Annotated in this window: 17 protein-coding genes; 8 read left to right on the forward strand and 9 right to left on the reverse strand. The window is 29.1% G+C overall.

The features are described from left to right. The 7 genes from DT059_RS00345 to DT059_RS00375 are packed head-to-tail and all read left to right on the forward strand — an operon-like array spanning window position 1 to window position 2,541. Window positions 1-375, forward strand: coding sequence for a hypothetical protein (locus tag DT059_RS00345; RefSeq protein ID WP_145595804.1), 375 nt, complete (start codon window positions 1-3; stop codon window positions 373-375). Between the two features lie 19 nt (window positions 376-394). Next, window positions 395-679: a hypothetical protein gene (locus DT059_RS00350; protein ID WP_023854076.1), complete on the forward strand. Its 285-nt coding sequence runs from the start codon at window positions 395-397 to the stop codon at window positions 677-679. Window positions 680-690: 11 nt separating this feature from the next. Continuing rightward, entirely contained in the window at window positions 691-1,011 is a 321-nt protein-coding gene (locus tag DT059_RS00355; RefSeq protein WP_145595806.1) for a nuclear transport factor 2 family protein, read from the forward strand. Then, window positions 1,012-1,602, forward strand: coding sequence for a 2-hydroxychromene-2-carboxylate isomerase (locus tag DT059_RS00360; protein WP_145595807.1), 591 nt, complete (start codon window positions 1,012-1,014; stop codon window positions 1,600-1,602). 38 nt (window positions 1,603-1,640) lie between these two features. After that, window positions 1,641-1,973, forward strand: a complete 333-nt coding sequence (locus DT059_RS00365; protein WP_145595809.1) for a DMT family transporter — start codon at window positions 1,641-1,643, stop codon at window positions 1,971-1,973. A 2-nt stretch (window positions 1,974-1,975) separates the two neighbouring features. Next, a complete protein-coding gene (locus tag DT059_RS00370; protein WP_145595810.1) occupies window positions 1,976-2,203 on the forward strand; it encodes a DUF2798 domain-containing protein in 228 nt (75 codons plus the stop codon). 2 nt (window positions 2,204-2,205) lie between these two features. Continuing rightward, window positions 2,206-2,541, forward strand: coding sequence for a DMT family transporter (locus tag DT059_RS00375; RefSeq protein WP_145595812.1), 336 nt, complete (start codon window positions 2,206-2,208; stop codon window positions 2,539-2,541). On the opposite strand, the gene DT059_RS00380 is transcribed toward DT059_RS00375, so the two are convergent. The 3 genes from DT059_RS00380 to DT059_RS00390 are packed head-to-tail and all read right to left on the reverse strand — an operon-like array spanning window position 2,520 to window position 4,259. Beyond that, window positions 2,520-2,891 (reverse strand): DUF952 domain-containing protein, encoded by a 372-nt coding sequence (locus DT059_RS00380; protein WP_145595814.1) that lies wholly within the window; start codon window positions 2,889-2,891, stop codon window positions 2,520-2,522. The genes DT059_RS00375 and DT059_RS00380 overlap by 22 nt on opposite strands. A 1-nt stretch (window position 2,892) precedes the next feature. After that, entirely contained in the window at window positions 2,893-3,456 is a 564-nt protein-coding gene (locus DT059_RS00385; RefSeq protein WP_145595815.1) for a DUF924 family protein, read from the reverse strand. Continuing rightward, on the reverse strand, window positions 3,453-4,259 hold the full coding sequence (locus DT059_RS00390) for an inositol monophosphatase family protein (protein ID WP_145595817.1): 807 nt from the start codon (window positions 4,257-4,259) through the stop codon (window positions 3,453-3,455). The genes DT059_RS00385 and DT059_RS00390 overlap by 4 nt, the downstream gene beginning before the upstream one ends. Before the next feature lie 67 nt (window positions 4,260-4,326). Here DT059_RS00390 and DT059_RS00395 point away from each other — a divergent pair, with 67 nt between their 5' ends. Beyond that, complete coding sequence (locus tag DT059_RS00395; RefSeq protein ID WP_145595819.1) at window positions 4,327-5,430, forward strand: TauD/TfdA family dioxygenase; 1,104 nt, start codon at window positions 4,327-4,329, stop codon at window positions 5,428-5,430. Here DT059_RS00395 and DT059_RS00400 read toward each other — a convergent pair. From DT059_RS00400 to DT059_RS00425, 6 genes are read right to left on the reverse strand one after another with little or no spacing between them, the layout of a single operon-like run. Next, a complete protein-coding gene (locus tag DT059_RS00400; protein WP_023854085.1) occupies window positions 5,420-6,007 on the reverse strand; it encodes an FMN-dependent NADH-azoreductase in 588 nt (195 codons plus the stop codon). The two genes, DT059_RS00395 and DT059_RS00400, sit on opposite strands and share 11 nt — an antisense overlap. Window positions 6,008-6,016: 9 nt before the next feature. Next, complete coding sequence (locus tag DT059_RS00405; protein WP_145595821.1) at window positions 6,017-6,724, reverse strand: cytochrome c biogenesis CcdA family protein; 708 nt, start codon at window positions 6,722-6,724, stop codon at window positions 6,017-6,019. Beyond that, window positions 6,725-9,415, reverse strand: coding sequence for a phosphoenolpyruvate carboxylase (gene ppc, locus DT059_RS00410; RefSeq protein ID WP_145595823.1), 2,691 nt, complete (start codon window positions 9,413-9,415; stop codon window positions 6,725-6,727). After that, the gene (locus DT059_RS00415; RefSeq protein WP_145595825.1) at window positions 9,390-10,301 is read right to left on the reverse strand and encodes an SMP-30/gluconolactonase/LRE family protein; all 912 of its coding nucleotides are present in this window, start codon (window positions 10,299-10,301) and stop codon (window positions 9,390-9,392) included. The genes ppc and DT059_RS00415 overlap by 26 nt, the downstream gene beginning before the upstream one ends. Further along, window positions 10,294-11,466: a mandelate racemase/muconate lactonizing enzyme family protein gene (locus tag DT059_RS00420; RefSeq protein WP_145595827.1), complete on the reverse strand. Its 1,173-nt coding sequence runs from the start codon at window positions 11,464-11,466 to the stop codon at window positions 10,294-10,296. Before DT059_RS00420 ends, DT059_RS00415 begins: the two co-directional genes overlap by 8 nt. A 6-nt stretch (window positions 11,467-11,472) precedes the next feature. Next, window positions 11,473-12,315, reverse strand: a complete 843-nt coding sequence (locus tag DT059_RS00425; RefSeq protein ID WP_145595828.1) for a fumarylacetoacetate hydrolase family protein — start codon at window positions 12,313-12,315, stop codon at window positions 11,473-11,475. Between the last annotated feature and the right edge of the window lie 5 nt (window positions 12,316-12,320).

Below are 12,320 nucleotides of genomic sequence, written 5' to 3' on the forward strand. Positions count from 1 at the left end.
ATGAAAAAAATAATAATAACTATATTCAGTCTTTTTTTTCTAACATCTGTATACGCAGATATGAATGATAGCGACAAAAATAGAGCTTGGGAATGCAGTGGAATATATATGGCTAACTATTTTTTACCATCTGGAGAAACATTTGAATATAGTATGAAAGAAAAATCTATGGCATCTGTAAAAGTTTTAAAAGCTTATGCTTTAGAAGTAGGAATTCCTGAAAAGGAATGGGATGAAGGCGTAAACAAAGCTGTTGATAAACATTATGGCTCTAAATTTGACGAGTCTAAAACTAATGCATGTCATGACTTTGTAAATTCAACAATACCTAATGGAGAAGATAGAGTTAAAAAGGTAGTTCAAACTCTATATTAACAAAAAAAAAGGAGAAAAAATGGAAAAAGAAATGTTAGTAGTAGCAAAGTTAAAAGAAGGTACTTTTGAAAAATTCATGGGATTTATGCAATCTCCTGAAGGACTTGCTGAAAGAGCAAAAGTTGCAGTGGTTGAAAAAACAATTGGAACTGTAACTCCAGACAAAAGTACTGTAATGTTTAAAATATTTTGTACTGATGAAGCTGCACTTCATAAGTTTATAGAAGGTACCGAGGTATCAAAACCAATAATGGATGAAGTGTTAGACAGTTACTCAATATATGATTTAACTAAGGTTAAATAGAAAGGAATAACATGTCTATATTAGAGAAATATAGTGCTGCATTAAAAAATAAAGATGAAGCTGCCATGAATGAACTTTTGCATGACGATTTTAAATTCACAATGCACAAGTCAGGAAATGTTTTAACCAAAACTGATGTTATCAAATGGGCGATGAGTGGTGATATTAATCAAGATAAGGTTAGAATTGTTTATGAAAATGACGAAGTTGGTATTCACCATGCCTTTGTAACATTTAATGATGGTAATGTTGAGGCGGTAATGGCAGTTTATAAATACGACAATGGAAAAATTGTTAGTTTAGAAACTGGTGCTACACCAATGCCAAAATAAGTGAGTGAAATTGATTTTTATTTTTCGATAGGAAGCACATATACCTATCTATCCGTAACTAGAATACTTGATGTTGAAAAAGAACATCAAGTAAAGTTTAACTGGAAACCTTTTTCAGTAAGAGCAATCATGAAAGAGATGAACAATATCCCATTTCCAAAGGATAAAATGAATAAAGTTAATTACATGTGGAGAGATATTGAAAGAAGAGCTGAAGGTTATGGTTTTTTTGCTAAAACGCCAGTTCCCTATCCATTATCAGAATTTGATTTAGCAAACCAAATTGCAATCCTTGGTTTTGAAAAAGGTTGGGGAGAAGAATTTGTTGTTCTTACTTATAAGAAATGGTTTCAGGAAGGTAAAGAACCAGCGATCGAACCTAGTATTTCTGAAGTTTGTTCAGAATTAAAATTGAATAAAGATGAAATTGTCTCTGAAGCAAAATCATCAGATATAGAAACAAAATATAATGAAAACACAAACTCAGCTCGTGAAAATAAAATATTTGGAAGTCCATCTTTTATTGTAAAAAATGAACTTTTTTGGGGAGATGATAGAATGGAAGATGCAATTGAATGGTCTCTTAAATAATTCTATATATTCTCCTTAAATTAATTTAAAGTCTCGAAATGAGTCTTACAACTTCATATATATTTTTAGGCATTGCAGTTTTTTTGGGTGTTACATCTAATAGTTTTGCTAAAAGTGCTGAAGGATTTACTCTTCTAATTCCAAGCATAATTACCGCAATCACAATTGTATTATGTATGTACGCACTTTCATTAGTAATGAAAAATATTCCAATGGGAATTACTTATGCCTCCTTTGCAGGTTTAACAATTATAGCAACGGTCGTGGTTGGAATAATTAGGTTTAATCAAGTACCTAACCTATATTCACTAATTGGTTTAGCGTTTATTATAATTGGTGTATTGATGGTAAACTTATTAGGAAATAACTAATTATGATTTCAAAGAAATATGCACAACTTTTATTTATGTTTTTTATGTCTTTTAGTATGAGTGTAATTATGAGTGGAGTTGTAGTGGCTGTTAATACGGGTATAGGAGAAGGATTTATAAATAGATGGTTTTATTCTTGGATGTTTGCATTTCCAGTTGCATTAGTTGCAGCACTTACAATGGCACCGATAATGAGGCCTTTAGTAAACAAGATTGCATCAAAAGAATAATTATGAAACCTTTATTGGGATATTTATTTTTAGCTAATGGCATAATTTTTGGAATAGCTTCAAATAGTTTTGCAAAAATTTCTGAGGGATTTACTAAACTTACACCATCAGTTTTATGTATTTTGTTTATGTGTATTACTATGTTTTCAATTGCAAAAGCAATGTCTGCACTGCCAGTTGGATTTGCCTACTCTACTTATAGTGGTTTGACAGTTACAGGTGTTGTACTTTTCGCAGTATTAAAATTTAATCAAGTTCCTAATCTTTATGGAACTATAGGAATTATTTTAATTATTATTGGTGTGATAATGGTTAATTATCTTGGACGACTGAACTGATACTTTTTTAAAATCTCTGGAAGCTCATGTCTTCCATCTTCATTCAATGGTAACTCATATTCATTAACAACAGTGCTGGTATCTAAAGGTGAATATAAATGAGGATACATATCTCCATTTGATGCCTGTTCCCATAATAAATGTTCAAGTTTAAAAGCATTTACTTTTAACAAAACTAGATTTTCTTTTTTGGAATAATATTTATTTAAAGTTTCCTCTACCTGATCCTCTTCTGAAAAGTGAATATATCCATCTTTAAGATCTTTTTCTGATCCACTATAAGTTCCAGATTGTTTGGCCTTTTGCCACTCATCTTTATCTATAACTTTGAAAATAAATTCTAAATTCATTTTACCAAGAAGAATTTGGACCTTTTAAGAATTCTATTTCTTCTTCAGTGGATTCTCTTCCTAAAATTTCATTTCTATGAGGATATCTATGAAATTGTCTGATTGCTTTTGTATGATCTTGCCAAAATTTTTTTATTTCATTATATCCTTCGTGTTCTCTTAAATATTTATTTAATAAGTAATAGGCCATTTCATGATCACTGATTTCCTCACTATGAATTAAAGGTAACAACATAAAAAATCTTTGATTTACATTCATGGCTTCTAAATAACCTGAATAAACTGCATCGTTTACAATCAATCTAGTTTTTTGATCTTGAGCAAAAGCTTTTTTGTCATTTCTAAACATGTTTCTTGAAAATTGATCAAATAAAATAACCAATGCTAAACAGCTCATAGGATTATCTTGCCAATCATCATATTCATTTTGACAAGCAAGTTCATAATCCTTTAAAAAATTATCTTTAATTTTTTGATCAAACTTTTCATTTTTTTTGAAACGCATTTCAGAAGGAGTTTCTTTAAACCAGAAATCTAAAATTACTTGTGCTCTTTCTGGTATCATTCAGCTAATGGTTTTAATAATTTTAAAATCTTTTTATGATTAGCTTTATTATTTGAAACAATAATATTCCCTCCAACGACAGGGTTTTGGTTGCCCCAAGTTGTTACTATTGCTCCTGCTGCTCTCACGATTGGCATAATCGGGTGAATATCCCAAATCTTATTTGCACATTGTGCAACCATTTCAAGTCTACCTTCTGCTAATTGACAATAAGTCAATGCATCAAAGCATGGAAATTGCATTCTTTTAATAAATTTTTGAATTTTTGATTGTTGCTTCAAAGTTAATTGATTATGAAAAGCAGCAGCCAATTTTGCATTAGTAAAATTTAATTTTGAGTTAACTTTAAGTTTTCTTTTTTTATTATCTTCAAAAACATATGCAGAATTTTTATTCACATTTAAATAATATTTTCTTATTTTAGGAAAATTTGCTAATCCTAAAATTGGTTCTCCATTATAATTTAATGAAATGAGATTACTCCAACTAGGATTACCTACAACGTATGATCTAGTTCCATCAATTGGATCAATCACCCATGAAAACTCACTCTTAGTATTTTTATGACCATATTCCTCGCCTATAATTTGATGATTTGGGAATTTTTTTGAAATTTTAGATCTTATAAATTTCTCAAAGGCTTTATCTGATGTTGTTACAGGATCGTAACCTTTGCCTTTCATCTTATTGGTTATCTTAAATGGCTTATCTAACTTGGCGTAATAAAACTTAGTTAAATCTTTAGCAAGTTGATTTAAAAAGCTTGCATATATTGGATATTTTTTTGTATCAAATTTTTTCACAATGAACTCTTACTATTTAATTTATGTTGATTAAAGTTAAATTTTAAATAATCCTTAGCTTACTATTATGAAAATTGAGCTAATTGAAAATAAGGTTTATTTTAATAATGGGTCTGAAAAAAAAGAAATTCACCCATTCTGGTTACGAGAAAGAGTTAATGGTGAGGAATATTTAGATAAAGGAACTCAGCAAAGACTTTTTGATCCTACATTTTTAAGTAATGATGTTTCAATAAATAAAGTAAACCTTAATGAAAAATACTTAGAAATAGATTTTAATGATGGTGTTAATTCAAAACTTGAAATTGATAAAATTGCTTCTGAATTTTCTAAAGAAGATATTGTAATTAGATCTATTGAAAAAACTAAATGGGACTCAACTTTAAAAAATATAAAAAATTTTGAATACCAAGAAAATTTTTATGAAAGTAAAGAGATGCATGATCTGCTTGTTTCATTTTATAAATTTGGTTTTGTAATAGTAAAAAATATTCCAATATCTAAAAATTATATTGTTGAATTTGCAAATTCAATAGGCAGTGTTCGAAGAACAAATTTTGGTGAATATTTTGACGTAAAATCTAAACCTGATCCAAATGATCTTGCTTATACTTCATTAGCTTTAGCACCTCATACCGACAATCCTTATAGAAATCCTGTTCCATGTATTCAACTTTTGCATTGTATAGAAAGTAAAGTTTCAGGAGGATTATCTACTTTAGTAGATGGTTATACAGTAACTGAAGATTTAAAAAATCAATATCCAGAATTTTATAAAATTTTAACTGAAGTAAAAGTTAGATTTAGATTTGTAGATAAAGAAGTAATTTTAGAAACTATCTCTCCTTTGATTGAACTAAATGAGAATAGGAGTTTCAAACAGGTAAGATTTAGTCCTAGATTAGACTATGTTCCAATTTTAGAAAAAGAAAAATTAGATCTTTACTACCAAGCAAGAAAAAAAATATCTGAAATGTATAATTCAGATAAATATAGAATTGAATTTAAACTCGAGCCAAAAGACCTAATGATGATGGATAACCATAGACTACTCCATGGGAGAACAGCTTATGAGACAAAGGAAGGTGAGAGATTTTTACAAGGTTGTTATATTGATTACGATAGTACTGAGGGAAAACTTAGACACTTAAAAAGAAAGTTTAATCTTTAAACAAATTTTCTATTTGAGCTTCAGCCTCTTTGATTGATTTTTCATAATCTAGTGCCATTTGATCTGCACTAATTATATCTACTTTTTCAATACCAAAAAAATTAAGAATAAATTTTAACCAAGGAGTTAGAAAATCTTCTGAACTATTTAGTTTTGTTCCTCCAGAAGTAATAACTAGATATGCATGTTTATTTTTTAACAATCCTTCTCTTCTACCATTTGGTTTAAATCTAAAAGTTTCACCTATACGAGCAGCTAAATCCGACCAAGCCTTAAGAGTTGCTGGAGGTCCATAATTATAAATTGGTGCTGAAATTATTATGATATCACTCTCTTTTAATTCTTTTACAAGCTTGTCAGAAAGCTCAAACATTTTCTTGTGTTCTTCTGTTTGATCTTTTTCATCTATGTTCATTCCAGATTCTGTAAGTCCACTTACAAAAAGCATCTCATCATCTAAATCTCTATAAATTACTTCATCTTCTGGTTTTTTAATTTTATCTAAAAGCTTTTTTGCTAAAGCTCTAGAGGTAGAGCCTTTTTTTCTAGCACTGGAATCTATTTGATAAATCTTCATTGATACTTTTTATCCGAATTTTTGCATAAATGGAAAGATTTTAATTATATAAAATCCTATTGCTTGTAATTGATTAGTCAAAATTAAAATACCTGTAACTAACAGAGTTATTCCACCAATTTTTGAAATTAAATTTATGTTTTTCTTAAAATTTTTAGAAAATAATAAGAATCTTTGAATTAAGTATCCAGACAAAACAAACGGGATAGCAAGACCTAATGAATAAGAAATTAACAAGATTACAGCTCTTGATAAAGTTTCTTCAATAGATGCCAAAGCTAAAATTGAACCTAAAATTGGACCAATACATGGTGTCCAGCCAAAACCAAAAGCAACACCAATCACATATGGAAAAAGAATATTTCTTGATTCTTTTGCATCAAATCTTTTTTCAAAATTTAAATATGGAATATTGATAATTCCAATTAATTGAAGAGAAAAAATTATGATTACTATTCCTGCTGAAATTCTTAACACTTCTGAATTTTGTAGTAATGCCTGTCCTAAAAAAGATGCTGATGCACCTAAAAGAACAAATACAGTTGAGAACCCTAAACAAAATAAAATTAATGGAAAAAAATTAATTTTTTTTTGATTTAAAATTTCTTGTAAAGATTGACCAGAGATATAAGAAATATATCCAGGTATTAATGGGAGAACACATGGAGACAAAAAACTTATAAGTCCTGCTCCAAAAGCAATTAAGTATTCAAACATTTATCCAGTATTTTTCATTGCTGCAGAAATACCTGCAATCGATGTCATTAAAGCATCTTCAAGAAATTTTTTATCTAAATTTTTATATTTTTTATTTGTTAATTTGTTCATTACATTTGCCTGAAGTATATTTAACATCTCTGTATAGTTATTTCTTATAAATAAAGCTTTTCTAAATTCTTTCCTTTCTTTTATCACTTCTTTGGGGGTAATTTTATTGTGCAATTTGACCAGTGCCTCAAATTGAAATCTTAATTTTTTACCAATTCTTTTTAATGAGGCATCAGCTAAGTTATTTTCATAAATAACTGATATTTCTGGATCCACCTTAGAAATTACCATATCTAGAATATCCATCGTTGATACAAAGTATGGCCAATTTCTTTCCATGTCAGTCATTGTTCTTTTAAATTTTTTAATTGAACCGTATCTTAATGCTTCAGTTGTACCAAGCCAAGCAGGTAACATTAATCTAATTTGTGTCCAAGCAAATACCCACGGGATAGCTCTTAAACTTTGAATATTATCAACATTCTTTCTTTTGGTTGGTCTTGATCCAATTGCAAGTTTTCCTAGTGATTTATGTGGCGTAACTGTTTTGAAGTAACGAATAAAATCCTCGCTTTGATTTAAATATTTTCTATATGAAGATGTAGAAATTTCTGACATTTTTTGAATTAATTCACGCCAATTAGTTTTTGATCTTGGTGGAGGATTTAAAGAAGCGTCCATTACAGCCCCTATATAGCTACATAAATTGTACTCAGCTAAAGGTTTATAGCCATACTTTTGCTGAATTACTTCTCCTTGATCAGTAATTCTAATTTTTCCGTTAACTGTACCGGAAGGTTGTGATTTTAAAGTAGCCTGTATTGGACCACCTCCTCTTCCTGGAGATCCACCTCTGCCGTGAAAGAAAACAAGATCTATTTTATATTTTTTAGCTAAATTTCTAAGCTCTTCTTGAAGTTTGTATTGATGCCAACTTGCAGATAATTTTCCAGCATCTTTACTGGAGTCTGAATATCCAATCATGACTTCCTGTTTTGACTTAATCATTTTTCTGTACCATGAAAGTTTGAATAAGTTTGTCATAACGCCGTTAGCATTTTTTAAATCATCCAGAGTTTCAAAAAGTGGAACAACTCTTAATAAATTTTTTGTTTGTGCCTGCATTTGTAAAAAATAAACAGATAAAATATCAGATGCTGTGGACGTCATCGATATTACATAAGCACCAAGACATTGGGTTGGTTCTTTAGAAATTTGTTTAAAAGTATTCCATACTTCTTTGTTTTCTTTATCTCGAATATTTATTTTATCTACAAAAAATTTTCCTTGTTTAATATTTTTATTTAAAAGTTTTATTTTTTCACTTTCACTTAGAGAAGAATAATTTATTTTATTTTTCTTTTTAAAGATTTCATTTAAAAGTTTTTCATGTCGATCAGACTCTTGTCTGATATCTAATCTTGCAAGATTTATTCCAAAACATCTCACTCTTCTAATTAAGTCTAGTAAATCAGCATTTGCAATATGTTGACCTTTGTTTTGATTCAGAGAACTTCTTACTTCTCTCAAAGGGTTAATAATTTCATATTTATCTTGGAGTAATTTTTTTTCATCTAAAGGTTTATTAAAGTTTATGTGTGCCTCTATTAATTGATGAGTATTTCTTACTTTGTCTCTTAATGGTCTTAAATAAACTCTATATGGTTCAAAACTTTTTCCAGTAACTCTACTGATTGCAGGAGAACATTCTTCCATGGATAAATCTTGAATTAATTGAGTAAGTTCTTTCTCGTATAGTTTTGCAGCTTGCCATCTAGAAAATAAAATTACTTTCTTGGTTACCTCTGAAGTTACATTTGGATTTCCATCTCTGTCTCCACCCATCCATGAACCAAATTGAATAGGATTAAAATTTCTAGGCAAGTCTTTGTTTAAATTTTTTCTAAAGATATCATTCAATCTCTTATAAACTTTAGGAATAGTATCCCACAAACTATCTTCAATTACAGCCAGACCCCATTTTGCTTCATCCAATGGAGAAGGTTTAGTTCTTTTTAGTTCATCAGTTTTCCAAATAATTGCTATTTCTGAATATAGTTTTCTATCTAATTCTATAATTTTTGAGGGATATTTTTTATAGAGGTGTCTTTGCTCCATAATTGATATTAAATTTGCATATTTTTGAATTAAAGTTCTTCTTTTAACCTCTGTTGGATGAGCGGTAAGAACTATCCCAATATCTAGCTTGGTTGCCAAATCATAAATTTTATTATTTGAAATATTTTTATTTTTAAAAAGTCCCTCAATAATATCCTCAATAAATAAATTTTGATTTTTGCTTTTAAAATATGGATTTTCATATTCATTTAATTTTCTAGATGCATCTAAAGACTCAGCTAAATTCATCAAATTAAGGATGTGCGAAAAAGCCCTTGTGATTTTAAAAGTTTTTTCTGGCGAAAGTTTTTTTACTTCTTTTGATATTTTTGAGAAAACTTTACTCTTGTTTTTATCTAGTAATGTGTTTTTAGATAGTAATCTTAGTCTTTCAACAATTTTAAAAAAAGATGGTCCTTCTTGATCTTTAATTACTCTTCCTAAAAATGTTCCTAATAATCTAATATCTTCTCTTAAAAGCTTTGTAGGTATTCGCTCATAGTAAAGATCTCTTTTCTTCATTATTTAATATAAATTTTTTTTGCAAAACTCCTTTTGCATTTGTTTTTACACTAAAAAAGAATCCTGAATATCTAAATTTTCGCAAATCTGCTTTGCTCATACCTTTTGTTGCTGTTGAAACGTAAAGTTCTTTAGTATTTTTACCTCCAAATGCACAATTAGTAATATTTTTTGCAGGAAAATGAATTCTGTGAATTAATTTTGCTTTTTTATTAAAAACAGAAATACATGCACCATGAAAATGAGCTACCCATAAATTTTTATTTTTATCTAAGGTCATTCCATCTGGTGAACCCTCTTCAGGTGATAATTTTTTAAATATTTTTTTGCTGACTATTTTATTATTTTTATTTATTTTAATTTTATAGATTGTTTTTTTTGGACTATCCGTATGATAAAAATTATACTGATCAATAAATGCTGGTCCATTAGTAATTCTATAATTTTTATCAACTTTTATTAATTTAAAATTTTTATCTAGTTTATACAAAGAACCTTTTTCAATTTTTCGCTCTAAGTTGTCCATAGTACCAAACCAAAGATTTCCTGCAGGATCTGTTTTTCCATCATTAATTCTATTTAACTTTAAGTTTGGTTCTATCTTAATTGATTTTAAAATTTTTTTTGATTTTAGATTTTGAATTCTTAATTCACCCTGAAGGCCTAAAATAAAAATATGATCTTTGATATGAGCGATAAAACCAATTTCTTTATTTACTTTAAAGATTTTCTTTTTTTTATTTTTAATATTGAAAGAACAAATTTTCTTTTTTTTTATATCTACAAAATAAATTGAATTATGTTCACCAACCCATAATGTTCCTTCACCTAAAGTACATCTTATTTTCCAAAGAGGTTTTGGTTCTGAGGTTTTTATTTTATTCATTTACTTCAAACTCCTTTATAAAGTCTTCATCAGGATTAATTCCAATACCTACTTTATCTGTTACTGATGCAAAACCATTATTGTTTTTAACTTGGTCTAAAATTGAAAACTCTTCCTTTGGCAAATCTGTGATAAAAATATTTTTTTCTGTTGTATCAAACTCGAGCATAGATTTAGATGGAAATAATCCACCTGGCATATCTGGTTGTGCTGTCAACAAATGGAGATTAACTGCAATACTCACTGCAGAGCCCCATACATGATTAATAACTGGTATAAAATTTACTTGCGCTAATGCTGCAACTTTTAAATACTCCGTAATACCGCCAAGTCCACAAACCTCTGGTTGAGCTATATCAATACATTTGTTTGATATTAATTTGTTCCAGCCATATTTGGTAAATTCAGCTTCCCCTCCTGCAATACTAGTAGAGATTTTTTGTTTTAATTCTCTGTAACCTTCATAATCTTCTGGAGCCACAGGTTCTTCAAACCAATAAATATCTAGCTCATCTAAACCTTTTCCAACATAAAGAGCATCTTTCAAGTTGTAAGCGTGGTTGGCATCAACCATTAATTTAAAGTCTTTTCCAACAGAGTCTCTTACAGCTTGAACCAACTTTAAATCTTCGTTTGGACCTAATCCAACTTTCATTTTCATGGCTTTAAAATTTTTTGATTTTATTTGCTTAGATTCTTCTTTGAACAAGGCAATCAATTCATCAACTGATTTTTTTTGTAACATCATACCGTATCCATACACTGGAACTTCATTATTACATTTGCCACCAACAAGCTGATAAAGAGGAGCATTTGTTTTTTTTCCAAGAATATCCCATAATGCAATATCCACTCCTGATAATGCTTGAATTGGCATGCCCTTTTGACCGCTATCTCTTAAAAGATTGTATACTTTTTGCCAAATATGTTCTTTCTTTAAAGGATCTTCACCAATTATTAAAGGCTGTATAACCTTTTCAACAATAAACTTATTCGCTAAAGCTATATTTCCAGGACCAAAACATTCACCCCAACCTGTTATTCCTTCATCTGTTTGAACTTCAACAAGATGAGCTGTACGATGTTTATAATACTGTTGTGAGTAACCAAGTTCTTTTTCTAACTCATATCTAAGTACATGACTTTTAATAGAAGTTATTTTCACAATTAATTATAAAGCAACTACCTTCGAGTTTTGCTCTCCTAAGTTTTCTATTGATAATTTCATTGTATCACCGGCTTTTAAGAATTGTTGAGGCTTCATACCCATTCCAACACCTGGAGGTGTTCCAGTTGTAATTATATCGCCAGCTTGAAGAGACATAAATTTACTTAAATAAGATACAATTATATCAACATTGAATATCATTGTGCTTGTGTTACCTGTTTGCATTCTTGCACCATTAACATCTAAACTCATTTTTAAATTGTTAACATCTGCAATTTCATCTTTTGTAACTAAGTAAGGTCCAATTGGTCCATAAGTATCATGAGATTTTCCTTTAACCCATTGACCCATTTTTTCAATTTGCCATTCTCTTTCACTAATATCATTTACTAAACAATAACCTAAAATATGATCTTGAGCTTGGCTTTCAGAAATATGTTTTGTTTCTTTTCCAATAACAATTCCTAATTCAACTTCCCAATCAAGTTTTTTTGATCCTGAAACTATTTCGATATCATCGTTTGGTCCATTAATTGAACTTGTAGCTTTCATAAAAGTAATTGGTTCAGAAGGAACATCTGCTCCCGTTTCAGCAGCATGATCAGAATAATTTAATCCAATTGCAACAAATTTACCTGGCTTAGTAATACAAGATCCTATTCGATCACTTGCAGATAATTCTGGTAAAGAAGATAAATCAGCACTTTGTAATTTGGAAATAGTCTCAAAATTTAAATGATCAGGATTTAAATCTTTAACATGAGAACTAATATCTCTAATTTTACCATCTTTGTCTAAAACAGCTGGTTTTTCGTTTCCTTTATTTCCTACTCTTAATAATTTCATATTTA

It is taken from the genome of Candidatus Pelagibacter sp. FZCC0015 (assembly GCF_007833635.1).
In the GTDB taxonomy this organism is placed as follows: Bacteria; Pseudomonadota; Alphaproteobacteria; order Pelagibacterales; family Pelagibacteraceae; genus Pelagibacter.